At 70.6% G+C, this 16,627-nt stretch carries 13 protein-coding genes; 4 read left to right on the top strand and 9 right to left on the bottom strand.

The genetic code is table 11. The features are described from left to right. Positions 1 to 41: 41 nt before the first annotated feature. A complete protein-coding gene (locus ACH4SI_RS31695; protein WP_398301744.1) occupies positions 42 to 593 on the bottom strand; it encodes a YceI family protein in 552 nt (183 codons plus the stop codon). A 148-nt stretch (positions 594 to 741) separates the two neighbouring features. On the opposite strand from ACH4SI_RS31695, the gene ACH4SI_RS31690 reads away from it, so the two are divergent. The 3 genes from ACH4SI_RS31690 to ACH4SI_RS31680 all read left to right on the top strand — a co-directional run bounded on the left by ACH4SI_RS31690 (position 742) and on the right by ACH4SI_RS31680 (position 5,195). Further along, positions 742 to 3,120, top strand: a complete 2,379-nt coding sequence (locus ACH4SI_RS31690) for a polysaccharide lyase 8 family protein (RefSeq protein WP_398301742.1) — start codon at positions 742 to 744, stop codon at positions 3,118 to 3,120. Between the two features lie 223 nt (positions 3,121 to 3,343). After that, positions 3,344 to 4,927, top strand: coding sequence for an acyl-CoA carboxylase subunit beta (locus tag ACH4SI_RS31685; protein ID WP_398301740.1), 1,584 nt, complete (start codon positions 3,344 to 3,346; stop codon positions 4,925 to 4,927). Positions 4,928 to 4,952: 25 nt separating this feature from the next. Then, positions 4,953 to 5,195 (top strand): acyl-CoA carboxylase subunit epsilon, encoded by a 243-nt coding sequence (locus ACH4SI_RS31680; RefSeq protein WP_398301738.1) that lies wholly within the window; start codon positions 4,953 to 4,955, stop codon positions 5,193 to 5,195. Between the two features lie 132 nt (positions 5,196 to 5,327). On the opposite strand, the gene ACH4SI_RS31675 is transcribed toward ACH4SI_RS31680, so the two are convergent. The 8 genes from ACH4SI_RS31675 to ACH4SI_RS31640 all read right to left on the bottom strand — a co-directional run bounded on the left by ACH4SI_RS31675 (position 5,328) and on the right by ACH4SI_RS31640 (position 15,787). Beyond that, positions 5,328 to 5,906 carry an ATP/GTP-binding protein gene (locus ACH4SI_RS31675; RefSeq protein ID WP_078510301.1) on the bottom strand — a complete coding sequence of 193 codons (579 nt, stop codon included), beginning with the start codon at positions 5,904 to 5,906 and terminating at the stop codon, positions 5,328 to 5,330. Beyond that, entirely contained in the window at positions 5,887 to 6,561 is a 675-nt protein-coding gene (locus tag ACH4SI_RS31670; protein WP_398301736.1) for a DUF742 domain-containing protein, read from the bottom strand. Before ACH4SI_RS31670 ends, ACH4SI_RS31675 begins: the two co-directional genes overlap by 20 nt. An 87-nt stretch (positions 6,562 to 6,648) precedes the next feature. Beyond that, a complete protein-coding gene (locus ACH4SI_RS31665) occupies positions 6,649 to 7,062 on the bottom strand; it encodes a roadblock/LC7 domain-containing protein (RefSeq protein WP_009714795.1) in 414 nt (137 codons plus the stop codon). A 10-nt stretch (positions 7,063 to 7,072) separates the two neighbouring features. After that, the gene (locus ACH4SI_RS31660; RefSeq protein WP_398301734.1) at positions 7,073 to 10,123 is read right to left on the bottom strand and encodes a nitrate- and nitrite sensing domain-containing protein; all 3,051 of its coding nucleotides are present in this window, start codon (positions 10,121 to 10,123) and stop codon (positions 7,073 to 7,075) included. 336 nt (positions 10,124 to 10,459) lie between these two features. Next, on the bottom strand, positions 10,460 to 11,047 hold the full coding sequence (locus tag ACH4SI_RS31655) for a GTP-binding protein (RefSeq protein WP_398301732.1): 588 nt from the start codon (positions 11,045 to 11,047) through the stop codon (positions 10,460 to 10,462). After that, positions 11,028 to 11,438, bottom strand: a complete 411-nt coding sequence (locus ACH4SI_RS31650; protein ID WP_055547352.1) for a DUF742 domain-containing protein — start codon at positions 11,436 to 11,438, stop codon at positions 11,028 to 11,030. The genes ACH4SI_RS31655 and ACH4SI_RS31650 overlap by 20 nt, the downstream gene beginning before the upstream one ends. 95 nt (positions 11,439 to 11,533) lie before the next feature. Then, positions 11,534 to 11,947 (bottom strand): roadblock/LC7 domain-containing protein, encoded by a 414-nt coding sequence (locus ACH4SI_RS31645; RefSeq protein WP_009714791.1) that lies wholly within the window; start codon positions 11,945 to 11,947, stop codon positions 11,534 to 11,536. A 9-nt stretch (positions 11,948 to 11,956) separates the two neighbouring features. After that, positions 11,957 to 15,787: a nitrate- and nitrite sensing domain-containing protein gene (locus ACH4SI_RS31640; protein WP_398301729.1), complete on the bottom strand. Its 3,831-nt coding sequence runs from the start codon at positions 15,785 to 15,787 to the stop codon at positions 11,957 to 11,959. A 596-nt stretch (positions 15,788 to 16,383) separates the two neighbouring features. Between ACH4SI_RS31640 and ACH4SI_RS31635 the strand changes: the two genes are divergently transcribed. Next, on the top strand, positions 16,384 to 16,572 hold the full coding sequence (locus ACH4SI_RS31635) for a hypothetical protein (protein WP_398301727.1): 189 nt from the start codon (positions 16,384 to 16,386) through the stop codon (positions 16,570 to 16,572). Positions 16,573 to 16,627: the final 55 nt, after the last annotated feature.

Here is a 16,627-nt window from a genome sequence, read left to right as displayed (position 1 = left end):
GGTGTAGCCCCGCCGGGGCCGCGGTGCAGGTGGGACCGGGATCAGTCCTTGTTCTTGACCGCGGAGATGTCGAACGTCAGCTTGACCTTGTCGCTGACCATCACCCCACCGGTCTCCAGGGCGGCGTTCCAGGTCAGGCCCCAGTCGGAGCGCAGCAGCTCGGCGCGGCCCTCGAAGCCCACGCGCTCGCTGCCGTACACGTCGGTGGCCGACCCGCCCAGTTCCAGGTCGATGGTGATCGGGCGGGTGACGTCCTTGATGGTCAGGTCGCCGGTTATGCGGTAGTTGTCGTCGTCGATCCGTTCCGCGGAGGTGCTGCGGAAGGCCATCGTCGGGTAGGTCTCGGCGTCGAAGAAGTCGGCGCTGCGCAGATGGGCGTCACGGTCCGGCTTGCCGGTGTCGATACTGGCGATCGTGACGTCGATCGAGGCGGTGGAGCGGGACGGGTCGGCGCCGTCCAGGTGCAGGGTCCCCTCGTGTTCGGGGAAGGACCCGCGGACATTGGTGACCATGGCGTGCCGCACCGTGAAGCCGATGCTGCTGTGTGCGGGGTCGATGGTGTAGTCCCCGGTCAGTGCGGTGAGATCTCCCATGGCTCCTCCTCGGTGATGACTTCTCGATCTCGTTCAATATTGTTCAACGTTGAACGAGACCGAGCGTAGGCCCCTTCGGTTCAAACCTCAACATCCCAGGCGTATGAAAAGCGAAAAGCCCGGGCATCATCGACCGCAGGAGGTGTCCATGCCACCGCGCCCGAACGGACCCTGGTCCCGGCGGGGCTTCCTCGCCGCGGCCGCCGGGGCGTTACCCCCGGTCCTCGCCCTGCCCGCCCACGCCGCCGGGCCGGACTTCGCCGCCCTGCGCCGCCGCTGGACCGACCTCACGCTCGGCACCGGCTACGACCCCGCCACCGAGCCGTACGCGGGCCGCCTGGCCGAGACCGGCCGCCTGGCCGCCCGGTTCCGGGCGAGCATGGCGCCCGCCGCCGCCTCGCTCTGGCCCGACCAGCCCTTCGACCCGCCCGCGGGCATCACCCAGAGCTACGCCCGGCTGAACACCATGGCCCAGGCGTACGCCCAGCCCCGCACCGGCCTCACCGGCGACCCCGGTCTCGCCGACGACGTCGCGCGCGGCATCGACCACCTCGACGCCACCGTCTACCACCCCGCCACCACCCGCTACGGCAACTGGTGGGAGTGGCAGATCGGCAGCCCCCGGCTGCTCCTGGACACCCTCGCGATCCTGTACGACCGGCTCGGCTACGAGCGGCGGGAACGCTGTCTGGCCGCCGTCGACCACTTCGTGCCCGACACCATGCTCGGCGACTACACCGGCACCAGCACCGGCGCCAACCGCGTCGACCTGTGCCGCGTCGTGGCCCTGCGCGGCATCCTCGGAGCGGCGCCGGCCAAGGTCGCGCTCGCCCGGGACGCGCTCTCGCCCGTCTTCCCGTACGTGACGAAGGGCGACGGGCTCTACGCCGACGGCTCGTTCATCCAGCACACCTGGGTCGCCTACTCCGGCACCTACGGCTACGTCCTGCTCGACGGCCTCGGCCGGCTCTTCGCCCTGCTGGCCGGGTCGGAGTGGGAGGTCACCGACCCGAACCGGCAGATCATCCTGGACAGCGTGGAGCACGCGTACGCCCCGCTGCTGCACGACGGGCTGATGATGGACAGCGTCTCCGGCCGGGCCGTCAGCCGTGGCGTCCAGAGAGACGATCCGCGCGAGATCACGCAGAGCGACCATCAGCGCGGCCATCTGCTCCTCGCCGCCATCGCCCTGCTCGGCGCGGGTGCGGACGACGCCGCGCGGGAGCGCTGGAACGGCATGGTCAGGGGCTGGATCGCGCGCGACACCGGCCACCCCGTGCTGACCGACCCGCAGTTCGGCGTCGCGGACCTGGCGCGGCTGGCGGCCGTGGCGAAGGGGCCGGGCCCGGCGCTGCCCGAGCCGGTGGGCCACCGGCTGTTCCCGGCCATGGACCGGGCCGTGCACCGGCGTCCCGGCTGGACCGCCGCCCTGGCCATGACCTCGGACCGGATCGCGTACTACGAGAACGGCAACGGCGAGCACCCGCGCGGCTGGCACACCGGCGCCGGAATGCTCTCCTGGTGGGCCGGGGGCGAGACCGCGAGCCAGTACACGGACGGCTTCTGGCCCACCGTCGACCCCTACCGGTTGCCCGGAACCACCGCCTCCGCCCGGCCGCTCGCCGACAACGAGGGCGGCGGCTGGGGCGAACCCAAACCCGATGTCCGCTGGGTCGGCGGCACCACCGACGGCGAGTTCGCCGCCATCGGCCAGGACCTGCGCGGACTCGGCTCCACCCTGCGCGCCAAGAAGTCCTGGTTCTGCGTGGCCGACGCGGTCGTCTGCCTCGGCGCGGACATCACCGCCCGCGACGGCGTCCCCGTCGTCACCGTCGTCGACAACCGCAACCTCGGCGCCGACGGCACCCCCGCGCTCACCGTCGACGGCGTGCCCCAGCCGGCCGCACCCGACCGGACCCGCATCTTCCACCGGGCGCGCTGGGCCCATCTCGCCGGGCACGGCGGCTATGTCTTCCCCGGCGGCGCGGCGCTGCGCACCCGGCGGGAGGCCCGCACCGGCTCCTGGCGGGACATCAACACCGGCGGTTCGCCCGACCCCCTCACTCGCCGCTACCTCACCCTCTGGCACGACCACGGCACCGACCCCGACGGCGCGCGTTACGCCTACCTCCTGATGCCGGGCGCGGGCCCGGCCGCGGTCGCCGCCCGCGCCGCCGACCGCCGTTGGCTGACCGTGCTCGCCAACTCCCGAGCCCGGCAGGCCATCGCCATCCCGTCGCTCGGCGTCACGGCGGCGAACTTCTGGGTCCCCGGCACGGCCGGTCCGCTCACCGTGGGCGCCCCGGCGAGCATGCTGCTGCGCCGTACCGGGCGGCACACCGCGCACCTCGCGATCGCCGAGCCGCCCCGGACCGGGGAGCCGTTCGACGTCCTCTGGGCGCATCCGGTGCGCGCCGTGACCGCCCACGACGCCACGGTCGAGGTGCTGGCCACCGGCGGGGCGCTGCGGCTGCGCATCACCCCCGGCACGGCCTGCGCCACCCACCGCTGCGAGATCACACTCTGAGACGTGGCCCCGGCGGCTGCGGTCCATCCGGGTGGTCACACCCCGCCGGTTACCGTGTGTCGTCCGCAAGATTGTCGGGTGCCGACAGCGCTCCCCACCCTTGGGGGTTCCGGCCAAGGGGAAATCCGCTGTCCAGTTCTGTTCCGCCTGCCCACGAAAACGGGCCCGACGTTGTATGGAATTGACATGCGTTTCCGGGGGTCGGGGAACGTACCGTCGTTCCATGACCAATCTCGAAGGTGCGCCCGAAGCGGCGAGTGACGTTCGCGGGCGCGTCGCCGAGCTGCACGCGATCCGCGAGCAGGCTCGGCGCGGCCCGAGCGAGCGGGCGACCGAGGCCCAGAAGGCCAAGGGCAAGCTGACGGCTCGCGAGCGGATCGATCTCCTGCTGGACGAGGGGTCCTTCAACGAGGTGGAGCCGCTGCGGCGGCACCGCGCGACCGGATTCGGGCTCGAGGCGAAGAAGCCCTACACCGACGGGGTCGTCACCGGCTGGGGGACCGTCCACGGGCGGACGGTGTTCGTTTACGCACACGACTTCCGGATCTTCGGCGGGGCGCTGGGCGAGGCCCATGCCACCAAGATCCACAAAATCATGGACATGGCCATCTCGGCCGGGGCGCCGCTGGTGTCCCTCAACGACGGCGCCGGGGCCCGCATCCAGGAGGGCGTCTCGGCGCTCGCGGGCTACGGCGGCATCTTCCAGCGCAACACCAAGGCGTCCGGCGTCATCCCGCAGATCAGCGTGATGCTCGGCCCGTGCGCCGGTGGCGCCGCCTACTCCCCGGCGCTCACGGACTTCGTGTTCATGGTCCGTGAGACGTCCCAGATGTTCATCACCGGACCCGACGTGGTCCAGGCGGTGACGGGGGAGAAGGTCACCCAGGACGGCCTGGGCGGCGCGGACGTACACGCCGAGACCTCGGGCGTGTGCCACTTCGCGTACGACGACGAGGAGACCTGCCTGGAGGAGGTGCGCTTCCTCCTCTCCCTGCTGCCGCAGAACAACCGGGAGAACCCGCCGGCCACCGAGGCCGACGACCCGGCCGACCGGCGCGGCGAGTCCCTGCTCGACCTCGTCCCGGCCGACGGCAACCGCCCGTACGACATGCGCAAGGTCATCGAGGAGATCGTCGACGACGGCGAGTACCTGGAGGTCCACGAGCGCTGGGCGACCAACATCATCTGTGCCCTGACCCGGCTCGACGGCCAGGTGGTGGGCATCATCGCCAACCAGCCGCAGTCGCTGGCCGGGGTGCTGGACATCGAAGCGTCGGAGAAGTCCGCGCGCTTCATCCAGATGTGCGACGCGTTCAACATCCCGCTGATCACCTTCCTGGACGTGCCCGGCTTCCTGCCCGGCGTCGACCAGGAGCACGGCGGGATCATCCGGCACGGCGCCAAGATGCTGTACGCGTACTGCAACGCGACCGTGCCACGCATCTCGGTCATCCTGCGCAAGGCGTACGGCGGCGCGTACATCGTCATGGACTCCCAGTCCATCGGCGCCGACCTGACCTACGCCTGGCCGACCAACGAGATCGCGGTGATGGGCGCCGAGGGCGCCGCCAACGTGATCTTCCGCCGTCAGATCGCCGACGCCGACGACCCGGAGGCCATGCGCGCGCGCATGGTCAAGGAGTACAAGTCCGAGCTGATGCACCCCTACTACGCGGCCGAGCGGGGCCTGGTGGACGACGTCATCGACCCGTCCGAAACCCGCGAGGTCCTGATCCGGTCCCTGGCGATGCTGCGCGACAAGCACGCCGACCTGCCGTCCCGCAAGCACGGCAACCCGCCGCAGTAACGCCCACGAGGGAGACGAAGACACCGTGAGCACGCCCACCGACATCGCCGACACCGCCGCCGCGGCGGCCACCCTGGTCCGGGTCGAGAAGGGCCACGCCGACGCCGAGGAGCTGGCCGCCGTCACCGCCGTGCTGCTCGCCCGCGCGGCCGCCACCGCCGGCCACTCCCGCGACGGCGCCGCGGACCGCCCGCGCCGCAGCGCCGCCCGCTGGCGCCGGCTGGAGCGCCGCCCGGCGTTCAACGCCCCGCACAGCTGGCAGGGCTGACGCCCCGGAGCGTCCGACGCGCACCACGCGAAATCCCCCGTCCTCCATCGGAGGGCGGGGGATTTTCGGTGTCCGGTGCCGACGCGTCCCGGTCGGTTCCGGCGGTTTGGGGCCCGCCGGAACCGGAAGCGGCTAACGCAGCCGGGCCATCAGCGCGTGCTCGACCAGCGTGATCAGCGCGCTCTTGGCCTCGCTGCGGTGGCGCGCGTCCGTGATGATGATCGGCGCGTCGGGGCCGATCTGCAGGGCCTCACGGACCTCCTCGGGACTGTACGGCTGGTGTCCGTCGAAGCCGTTGAGGGCGATGACGAAGGGCAGGCCGGAGTTCTCGAAGTAGTCGACTGCGGGGAAGCAGTCGGCGAGGCGCCGGGTGTCGACGAGGACGACGGCGCCGATGGCGCCGCGGACCAGGTCGTCCCACATGAACCAGAACCGGTCCTGGCCGGGGGTACCGAACAGGTACAGGATCAGGTCCTGGTCGAGCGTGATGCGGCCGAAGTCCATGGCCACCGTGGTGGTGGTCTTGTCCGGCGCGTGGGTGAGATCGTCGATGCCCGCCGAGGCGGAGGTCATCACGGCTTCGGTACGCAGCGGGTTGATCTCCGAGACCGCGCCGACGAACGTGGTCTTGCCCACGCCGAAGCCGCCCGCCACCACGATCTTCGCGGAGGTGGTGGAGCGGGCTGCACCGCTAGAGCTTGCGAAGTCCACTGAGCACCCTTTCGAGCAGTGTCACGTCAGGCTGGCCGCCGGCGGACTCGTCGCCGCCGGGCTGGTGAATGGCGACGAGCCCGGCCTCGGCCAGGTCGGCTACGAGGATCCGGGCGACGCCGAGGGGGATGGTGAGCAGTGCGGAGATCTCGGCGACCGACTTGATCTCGCGGCACAGGTGGCAGATCCGCTGATGCTCGGGCAGCTGGCCCTGGAGCTGGGTGGGATCGGCCGTGGTGTGTACCAGTGCCTCGATGGCGAGCTGGTACCGGGGCCGGGTCCGGCCCCCGGTCATGGCGTACGGGCGCACCAGGGGGTTATGCGCGCCGCCCGTGGGGGAAGGTTCCGGAGCGAGGCGCTGAGGCGGCTGTACGGGCTGGATGCGGGGTGGCTGCGGTGGTTCGTACATCGGACTCTCGGGAGGCGCGTAGGAGGGCGCGTAGAGGTCCTGCTGGCCCTGTGGAGTCCAGGGCTGCGGGGGCATGGGCTCCTGCGGCTGCTCGCCGGAGTAATCCCGGGACGGTTCGCCCGGGTACGGGGAGCGGGCCTGGCGGCTGGGCGCGGAGGGGAAGTTGAAGCGCTTCATCGGGGCTTCTCCGCGCGGTTCGGACGGCTGCCCATGGCCGTACGGATATCCGCTAGGGGGCGTTGCCACGTTTCCTCCTCCAACTCCAACGTGCCTGTCGGCCGGTCGCGCCACCGCACCCTATGGCGCGGTGGCGCGAAACGCACTCCATGTTTGCTAGTTGAGAAGACTGCCTTGCAATTCGGCGCGCAGGTCGGGGGTGAGGACGTTGCCCGCGCGATCGACGAGCAGGGCCATCTCGTAGCCGACGAGACCGATGTCGCACTCCGGGTGGGCGAGTACGGCGAGGGAGGAGCCGTCGGAGATGGACATGATGAAGAGGAAGCCTCGTTCCATTTCGACGACGGTCTGGTTGACCGCGCCGCCTTCGAAGATGCGGGAGGCTCCGGCGGTGAGCGAGGTCAGGCCGGAGGCGACCGCCGCCAGTTGATCGGCTCGGTCACGGGGGAAGCCTTCGGACATCGCCAGAAGGAGTCCGTCGGCGGAGACCACCACGGTGTGGGACACCCCGGGGGTGTTGTCCACGAAGTTGGTGATCAACCAGTTCAGGTTCTGCGCCGCCTGGCTCATCGGGCTCACACTAACGCTCCTGATCGTAGGTGCTGCCGGGGCCGAAGCCCTGTTGGTCATGCTGGTCACGCGGGGTGATCCCGGATCCCGCGTCGCGTCCCCGCTGGATTCCGCTGCGCAGGTTGCTGAGCCTGCCGCGGATGTCCTCCGGGGCCCGGGAGACCTGGGGGCCGCCCTGTCCGGTGGGCTCCGCGGCACCCTCGACCAGGTTGGCCTTGGGCACCCTCCGGGGCAGACCGGAGGAGGTGACTCCGCCGGCCTTCGGCTCGCGGAGCTGTTCGGCGCGGTGCCAGCGCTGGTCGTTCTCCGACTGCCACCGGTTACCGTCCTCCTGCGGGGTCTGCATCGGCCGTTCCGGCGCCGCAGCCGCCGCCGGCTCCCCGACTGCCGCCTGTGCCCCTGTCTCCTCGGACGGCTGCCACTGCTTGTCGCGACGCGGTAGCCCTGCGTCGGTCATCGAGTGGACGCCACTCGGAGAGGGGCCCGGACGGTGGAACTCTACGCGGTCCTGGGAAACTTCGGGACCGCCGGGTCCCGATTCCGTTTGCGTCCCGAACTGCGACGCGAAGGGATTTTCAAAAGATCCGGAATCGCCCCACTCTCCCTGCTGGGCAGGAGAGTTATAGCCAACATACGGCTGTTGTTCCGGCTCTGTCCGGGGGCTGAAGTTCGCTTCCGGTTCAGCAAAGGCGGAATCCTGGTACCCGGGACCGGCCGGTGCCGGACCGGGCTGGGCCAGCAGATTCGGCTCGGCCGGGTCGTGCCGCGGCTCCTGCTCGTGCTGCATGGCCTGCAGCCCGCCGTACTGCCGCTGGAGCTGCTCCTGGGCGTACGAGGAGTCGTCGAAGCCCAGCTCGGCGGCCGTACGCGAGGACAGGGCGGCGTCCTCGGGGGTGTACATGGGCTGCGGCTCGGGCTCCGGCTCCGGGGCGATCCGGGAGACCGTGAAGTCGTCCTGCGGCAGCTCCTCGCCGCCACCGCCGTGGGTGATCGCCTCGGGCAGCATCACCAGCGAGGTGGTGCCCGCCTGCTCACCGGCCGGGCGCAGCTGCACCCGGATGCCGTGCCGGTCGGCGAGGCGGCCGACCACGAACAGGCCCATGCGCTGGGAGACCGCGGCGTCCACGACCGGCGGCTTGGCCAGCTTGTGGTTGATGTCGGCGAAGTCCTCGGCGGTCAGGCCGATGCCCTTGTCGTGGATCTCGACCACCACCCGGCCGTCCGGCAGCCGGGTCGCGGTGACCCGCACCTTGGTGTGCGGCGAGGAGAAGGTGGTGGCGTTCTCCAGCAGCTCGGCCAGGAGATGGACGAGGTCGGTCACGGCGGTGCCATGGATCTCGCTCTCGGAGATCCCGGCCAGCTCGATCCGCTCGTACGACTCCACCTCGGACGAGGCGGCGCGCAGCACGTCGATCAGCGGCACCGGCTGGTTCCAGCGCCGGCCCGGCTCCTCGCCCGCGAGGATCAGCAGGTTCTCGCCGTTGCGCCGCATACGGGTGGCCAGGTGGTCCAGCCGGAAGAGGTGCTCCAGCTGGTCCGGATCGGCCTCCCGGCTCTCCAGTTCGGAGATCAGGGTGAGCTGCCGCTCGATCAGGCCCTGGTTGCGACTGGAAAGGTTTGTGAAGATCGCGTTGACGTTGCCCCGCAGCATCGCCTGCTCGGCCGCGAGACGGATCGCCTCACGGTGCACCTGGTCGAAGGCGCGGGCGACCTCGCCCAGTTCGTCCCGCGTGTTGATCGGGATCGGGGTCACCCGGGTGTTCACGCGGCCCGGGTCCGTACGGGAGAGTTGGTCGACCACCATGGGCAGCCGCTGCTCGGCGACGTCGAAGGCGGCGTTGCGCAGCTGGAGCATGCTGTGGCTCATCGAGCGGGCCATCCGGCCGGCCACGAAGAACGCCACGAGCAGCGCGACGAGCACGATCGCGGCGTTCACGATCGTGTCCTGCTTTGCGTTCGCGGAGATTTGCGATGCCTCGTTCACGGCCTTGTCGACGAGGTTCTGCTCGGCGTCGCGGTAGGCGTCGAACTTGACCGTGGACGCGGCGAACCAGGTGTCCGGAGTGATGCCCCGCTCCGCCAGCTTCTCGGGTGACGAGCCACCGGCAATGGCCTGGACCATGCGGTCCATGGAGGGCGGTTCGGTGTACGTCTTCCCCGCCGCCTCCGCCTTCTGCTTGGCCGCGGCGCTCTGCGCCTGCGCCCGCTTCTTGGCCGCGGTGAGAGTGTCCTCGAGCCGGGTCACGTCCTCCGGGGTGCCGGCGGCGTTGAACTCCCCGAGGGCGATGCCCTCCAGGTAGACATAGCTGCCGAAAGCGGTCAGCTGGGTCTTGCGGTCGGCCGCCGACGGACCCGGCTTGACCAGCAGATGCGTGCCGATGGAACGCTGTAGCGACTCGGCGCCCTTGGCCAGCGAGACCGCGTAGACGGTGCGGCCGTAGGAGGTGATGTTGCCGGTGCCCAGGCCCAGTTCGTTGGCGAACTCGATCAGCCCGTGCTCGACGCCGACGTACCCCTCTTCGGTCTTCACCGCGCCCAACCGGTCGGTGTAGGCGTTCCGCCGCAGCGCCGCCAGCTGGGGTTCCGTCGACTGGAACGCCTTGAGGCGGCGCTTGAGGGTCTCCGTCTGTGGCATGTCGGCGGCCGCCTTGTCGAACTCGTTCGCCGCCGCGTCGGTCGTCGCGCGCACCTTGCGCACCACGTCCTCATTGGTGCCGGTCAGCAGCGGTCCGGCGGTGCGGTCGCGCTCGTCGACCAGGGCGTGGGCGTAGGTCTCGGCGGCCCGGACCAGCTTGGCGGTGCGCTCCGCGTCCTGCGCCTCGTTCCAGGTGGTGACCGACGCCGACACCTGGAAGCCACCGAAGACCAGGGCCACCAGCACGGGGATGAGCAAAATGGCGTACAGCCGTGTGCGCACCCCCCAGTTCCGCGGGGTGATCCGGCCACCGGTGGGGGCGGGCGGATCCGACGCATCTGCGGGCGGTGCCGCTGTGCGTGTACGCGGCGGCGGGGTGAAGTTCCCTCGCGTTTCTTGCGCAGGGTCCGGCGTGCTTCGCCTCACTCGACCAAAACCTCTCGGCGTCGGCACCGATCTCGTGCCGTTCCCAGTTGAGCCCTTACTGCCCAGTTCAACGAATTCCAGCACGGCCCGCAGGTGCTTTCCAAACACTACGCAAACCGCTCAGTCTGTTGTCTAGACCAGAGATAAAACGGGCGTTAAGGGTGAGCCATGTCAAATGCCGAATCGATTGAACGCGCAACGGAGTCGGCCGCGTGCGCTCCGTGGCGACGGGCCATGTTTTTCTCTGTCGAAACGTTATGAAGGTACGAGCGGGCCGTGTCGTTGGACACAGCCCGCTCGTACCTTTGTCGCCGGACAACCTCCGGCGATCTGCCCCTACTTGAGCCGGGCCATCAGCGCGTGCTCGACCAATGTGATAAGGGCGCTCTTGGTCTCGCTGCGGTGGCGCGCGTCCGTGGTGATGATCGGGGTGTCCGGGCCGATCTGCAGGGCCTCGCGGACCTCTTCGGGGTTGTACGGCTGGTGTCCGTCGAAGCCGTTGAGGGCGATGACGAAGGGCAGGCCGGAGTTCTCGAAGTAGTCGACTGCGGGGAAGCAGTCGGCGAGGCGCCGGGTGTCGACGAGGACGACGGCGCCGATGGCGCCGCGGACCAGGTCGTCCCACATGAACCAGAACCGGTCCTGGCCGGGCGTGCCGAACAGGTACAGGATCAGATCGTCGTCCAGCGTGATGCGGCCGAAGTCCATCGCCACGGTCGTCGTGGTCTTGTCCTGCACGTGGCTCAGGTCGTCGATGCCCGCCGAGGCGGAGGTCATCACGGCTTCGGTACGCAGCGGGTTGATCTCCGAGACCGCGCCGACGAACGTGGTCTTGCCCACGCCGAAGCCGCCCGCCACCACGATCTTCGCCGAGGTGGTCGCGCGGGCCGGCGGGGCGCCGCCGCTAGAGCTTGCGAAGTCCACTGAGCACCCTTTCGAGCAGTGTCACATCCGGCGTACCGCCCGTCTCCGAGCTGCCCCCGGGCTGGTGAATGGCCACCATGCCGGCCTCCGCCAGGTCGGCCACCAGAATCCGCGCCACCCCCAGGGGTATGTTCAGCAGCGCCGACACCTCCGCGACCGACTTGACCTCCCCGCAGAGATGACAGATGCGCTGGTGCTCGGGGAGCAGCCCCGCCAGATGCGCGGGGTCGGCCGTGGTACTGACCAGTGCCTCGATGGCGAGCTGATAGCGCGGCCGGGTCCGGCCTCCGGTCATGGCGTAGGGACGCACCAATGGCTGGTCGCCTTCACCCCCGTACGGCGTGTGGTGATGGCCGCCGTACGGGCCGGTCGAGGCAGGGGGCGGGGTCATGAGTCCTCCGGTCGGACAACAAGGTGACGACATGTGCCGTCGGTCGGTGCCGGTGGGGGGCGCCCGGCCTGACGGCCGGGCGGGCGGTCGGTGGGTCAGTTCAACAAGCTGCCTTGCAATTCGGCGCGCAGGTCGGGGGTGAGGACGTTGCCCGCGCGATCGACGAGCAGGGCCATCTCGTAGCCGACGAGACCGATGTCGCACTCCGGGTGGGCGAGTACGGCGAGGGAGGAGCCGTCGGAGATGGACATGATGAAGAGGAAGCCTCGTTCCATTTCGACGACGGTCTGGTTGACGGTGCCGCCTTCGAAGATGCGGGAGGCTCCGGTGGTGAGCGAGGTCAGGCCGGAGGCGACCGCCGCCAGTTGATCGGCTCGGTCACGGGGGAAGCCTTCGGACATCGCCAGAAGGAGTCCGTCGGCGGAGACCACCACGGTGTGGGACACCCCGGGGGTGTTGTCCACGAAGTTGGTGATCAACCAGTTCAGATTCTGCGCCGCCTGGCTCATCGGGCTCAACTAACGCTCCTGCTGGTAAGTCGGGCCTACGCCGCGATCATGATTGTCGTCGAAACCGGTACCGGCCCGACGACCCTGCTGAATCCCCCGGCGGAGGTTGGTCAGCCTCCCGCGTACATCGTCGGGAGCGCGAGACACCTGGGGCCCCACCTCCTCGGGCTGGTGCGACGGCTGTGCCGCACCCTCCACGAGATTCGCGCGGGGCACGCGCCGTGGCAAGCCGGACGCCGTGATACCGCCGGCGGCGGGCTCACGGATCTGGCCGGCGCGGCGCCAGCGTTCGTCGTTGGCCGACGACTGCCGCGTGGGTCCACCGCCCAGCCCGTGGAAATCGGCGCCGTTGGTGCCGCCGCCGCGCTGGGCTCCGAGGGTGTCGCCGCCGGTTCCGCCTGCCCCGACACCGTTGTACTCACCGGTGTTGTACTCACCGGTGTTCCAGGACGGCTGCCGCGGCTCGCGGCCCCGGGCGGGCGGAACCGCCGAGGTGGGCTGCCCGGACGCGGGCGGCTCGGGAGCCTGGGCGGGTGGGGCCTCGGGCTGGCCGTGGAGCCAGGTGGATTCGATGGTGTCGAATATCGGCGTCCGGCCGTCGCCGGGACCGGCGGGCGGCAGGGTGTCGTCCGGCCGACGGCCGCCGCGCTCGTTCCGGTCGTCCCGCACCTGCGGGAACTCGCCGGTGTCGCCGGGCCCCTGGCCCAGGTCCGGCCGGGCGAACTCGCCGGTGTCGCCGGGGCCGTAGTCGGGGCGGCTGAACTGCCCGGTGTCCCCCGGACCGCGGCCTTCCTGGCCGGGTACGGCGAACTCGCCGGTGTCGCCGGGGCCGCGGCCGAAGTCCGGGCGCTGGAACTCGGTGGTGTCGCCGGGGCCGCGGCCGAAGTCCGGGCGCTGGAACTCGGTGGTGTCGCCGGGGCCGCGGCCGAAGTCCGGACGCGGGAACTCGCCCGTGTCGCCCGGGCCGCGGCGCGGCTCGAACAGGTTGGGGCCGTCGCTCAGCTGGGGCAGCTCACCGGTGTCGCCGGGGCCGCGGTTGCCGAACGGATCGCGGCGCCCGCCCCCGGCGGGGTCGAGGTCCGGGCGGGCGAACTGGCCCGTCGTCTCGGGCTCCTCGTGGCCGCGTGGCCGGTCGCCCGCGTCCCGCGGTCCCGCCGTCCAGTCGTCCTGGGGCTGCGCACCCCAGCTGGTGCCGGGCGCCTGCGGGCCGGGAAGCTCACGTGCCGGGTCGCGCGAGGGCAGCTGCGGACGGTTGCCCTGGTCGCCGGCGTCGGCACGGCTGGGTGCGCCGGTCGGCGGGGCGACCGTCGGCCCCTGGTCGCCGCGCGTAGGCAGCGGGGGACGGCCCGAGGGGGCACCGGCACCGCTGCCGGGCCCGGCGGGGGGCTCGTTCCGTGGTGGGGCGGCCGACCGGCCGGGCGCCTCGAAGAGGTTCGGGCCGGCGGGGGCACCACCGCCGGAGGGACCCGCGCCGGCACCCGGGCCCGCACCGGCACCCGCCGGCCGGGCCGGAAGGCCACCGTCATTGCCGCCGCCGTTGCCGGGCAGCGCGGTGCGCGAACCCGCGCCGGGGACCTGCCGTCGCGAGGGCGACGAACCGAGCAGTCCCGCCGAGGCGTTGCCCTGCCCGCCGGCACCCGGACCGCCCTGGCCGCCGGGCCCGCCGGCCTTGCCGCCGGCGCCCTGCGGCGCCGGCTTGCGGCCACCCTGGGCGACGTCCACCGGCAGCATGACCAGCGCCGTCGTACCGCCCGAGTCGGACGGCCGGAGCTGGATGCGGATGCCGTGGCGCAGCGACAGCCGGCCGACCACGAACAGGCCCATGCGCCGGGACACCGACACGTCGACCGTGGGCGGCGAGGCCAGCCGCTCGTTGATCGCGGCCAGGTCCTCGGGCGAGAGCCCGATACCGGTGTCGTGGATCTCGACCAGCACCCGCCCGTCGGGCAGCGCGTGACCGGTGACCTTGACCTTGGTCTGCGGCGAGGAGAAGGAGGTGGCGTTCTCCAGCAGCTCGGCGAGCAGGTGCACGAGGTCGTTGACGACCCGGCCCGCGACCTCGGTCGCCGGGACCGAGCTGAGTTCGATGCGCTCGTACTGCTCCACCTCGGAGGCGGCCGCGCGGAGCACGTCCACCAGCGGGACCGGCCGGGTCCAGCGACGGCCGGGCTCCTCGCCCGCGAGAACCAGCAGGTTCTCACCGTTACGGCGCATGCGGGTCGCGAGGTGGTCGAGCTTGAACAGCGAGGACAACTGGTCCGGGTCGGCCTCGCGGCTCTCCAGCTCGGAGATGAGCGAGAGCTGACGCTGGATGAGGCCCTGGCTGCGGCGCGAGAGGTTGGTGAACATCGCGTTGACGTTGCCCCGCAGCAGCGCCTGTTCGGCGGCCAGCCGGACCGCCTCGCGGTGCACGTCGTCGAAGGCCGCGGCCACCTTGCCGATCTCGTCCCGGCTGTGCACACCGACGGACTCGACGGAGGTGTCCACGTCCTGCGGGTCGGACTCGGACAGCTGCTTGACCAGCTCGGGCAGCCGCTTCTCGGCGACGTCCTGCGCGGTGTCCTGGAGTCGGCGCAGCGAGCGGACCATGGAGCGGGCCACCACGAACGCGCCGATCAGCGAGACGCCGAGGACGAGCAGGATCAGCGCACCGTTGAGGACGGCGTCCTGCTGGGCGGAGTTGCGCAGCTCACGAGACTTCTGCGTCATCTCGCTGAGCAGCGTCTGCTCGATCTTGCCCATCTCGTCGATCTTGATACTGTCCTGGTCGTACCAGTCCAGATAGGTGCGCTTTTCGGCCTTGAGGCCATCGGGGTCGCGCACCGCCCGGTCGGCGTACATCGTCGCCGCCTTGATGTCCGGGCGGCTGTCCAGTGGCTCCAGCAGGTCCTCGGAGTTGCCCTGGCGGATCTGCTTGAAGCTGCCCAGTGCCTCGTTCTCCTTGTCGACCGCGGTCCTGGCGAACCGGCTGTCGTTGGCGGAGAACTCGGCGCCCTTGGGGTCGGCGAGGGCGGCGCTGATGAGCGCGCGCTGGATGGAGGCGTACTCCTTGGCGGAGGAGAAGGTGGCGAGCGCGCGGGTGTTGTTGATCATCGCGCGGTTGCTGGTCGCCTGGGCCATGTCCTGTGACAGCGACAGCAGCGAGGTGATCAGCTCGTTGTAGTCCTGGACCGTCAGCGAGTAGTACTGGTTGTTGTCATATGCCGTGTCACGGATATCGTTGATCTTGCCCAGCTGGCGGTCGATGTTGACCAGCGTGGACTGCACACCGGCCATCGACTGGTCACCGGGCTCGACGTTGTCGGTGGCCTTGCGGAAGGCCGCGATCGCGCGGTCGGTGTCCTCGCGCGTGGAGACGACGCCGTCGTCCTTCTCGTTGCCCTTGCTCGCCAGCGGCCCCGCCGACTTGTCCCGCTCCGCCTGGAGCGCGTTCGACAGCTGGGTGGCCTGCTGCGTCATCTCGGTGAGCAGCTTCATCTGGTCGAGCTGCTGAATGTTGTCCAGCGAGGTGTCGATACGCAGCGCCCCCAGTGTGGTCGCGGCGACCACCGGGAGCGCCAGCAGGGAGACCAGCCGGGTACTGATGCGCCAGTTCTTGAGGGCCATCTTGGCGCCGGGCCCGCTGGGTGCCGTCGGCGTGCCGGCCTCGGCAGTGCCGCCGCCACCGCTGGGCGCGCTGGTCTTCGTAGCGCTCTTGGAGCCGGCCTCGGGGCCCTGGTCGGCCGGGGGCCGCCCGCCGCCCTGGGCACGCTGAGGCGAGGAGCCGCGGTCGGTCCCACCGCGCGGCTCCGGGTCCGCCGAAGTTTCCCCGCGGCCCTGGCGGGCCTGGGGAGACTCCATACCATCCCTCTTGAAACGTCCCTGCACTAGCGTCGCAACCTCTGGACCAGGCGCTCCACCGGGTCAGCGGTGGAGCGGTGTCGAGTCGAGGGGACCGCGGCCCCCCATTTCGGTCGTGAGTGACCGGCGCGCTTCCTTTCGTATATCGACAAGAGGAGCCCCCGCCGCTCGGCGCCTCTGTGTCCTGCGCCCCCATGCGCGCCGGTTGATTCCCACGGCGGTCCCGGGAATTCCAGCACAGTGCCGGATGCTGCAACAAGGGCAAGCGGTAAGGCTGTGACGCGCGTGACGCTCAGTGCGGGATCTATTACCGGACGTAGAAAGTCATGTCTGCGATAACGGACTTTTGTGAACGAGTCGATCGCGGCCGCGGCGTGCCCGGCTAGCGATGATCGAGAGCGGAACGTCTGGTTCGGGGATGCAATGTCCGTTTCGAGGCGCGAAGAGCGTGTCGTTAATGCGGCATTTGCCGGATCACTCGTGAGCAAAATCACATGCTGCTCGAGACTTTTTCCGCGATTCCATGGGCAAGGCCGCACCTAGCCTGACGCTTTACACCACCAGTGCATACGACAACCACGCGAGGCGTAAACCCAGTGAAGACGACGATGATGTTCCGCACGATAGCCAACCCCCGGCGCACCACCCTGGCCCATCTCGGGGACGCCGAGGAGCTGCGGACCGAGACCGGCGCTCAGGGCGACCAGCCTGAGCACCCCGTCGAACTGCCCACCCAGACCGCCAACCCCCGGCGCACCGTGCTGACCGAGGCCCCCGGCCACTGAGCCCCTTGCTTTGGGGCTCGGTTCTCCCCCAGCTACCGCTGGGAGGTGCCCCCGG

The sequence above is a fragment of the Streptomyces sp. NPDC021212 genome (genome assembly GCF_044332925.1).
Lineage (GTDB): Bacteria > Actinomycetota > Actinomycetes > Streptomycetales > Streptomycetaceae > Streptomyces.
This window is presented reverse-complemented; position numbering and strand designations above follow the sequence as displayed.

Coding starts and splice junctions, on each gene's coding strand:
- ACH4SI_RS31695 (WP_398301744.1), bottom strand. CDS start 593: ATGGGAGATCTCACCGCACTGACCGGGGACTACACCATCGACCCCGCA.
- ACH4SI_RS31690 (WP_398301742.1), top strand. CDS start 742: ATGCCACCGCGCCCGAACGGACCCTGGTCCCGGCGGGGCTTCCTCGCC.
- ACH4SI_RS31685 (WP_398301740.1), top strand. CDS start 3,344: ATGACCAATCTCGAAGGTGCGCCCGAAGCGGCGAGTGACGTTCGCGGG.
- ACH4SI_RS31665 (WP_009714795.1), bottom strand. CDS start 7,062: ATGAGCCAGGCGGCGCAGAACCTGAACTGGTTGATCACCAACTTCGTG.
- ACH4SI_RS31650 (WP_055547352.1), bottom strand. CDS start 11,438: ATGACCCCGCCCCCTGCCTCGACCGGCCCGTACGGCGGCCATCACCAC.
- ACH4SI_RS31645 (WP_009714791.1), bottom strand. CDS start 11,947: ATGAGCCAGGCGGCGCAGAATCTGAACTGGTTGATCACCAACTTCGTG.
- ACH4SI_RS31640 (WP_398301729.1), bottom strand. CDS start 15,787: ATGGAGTCTCCCCAGGCCCGCCAGGGCCGCGGGGAAACTTCGGCGGAC.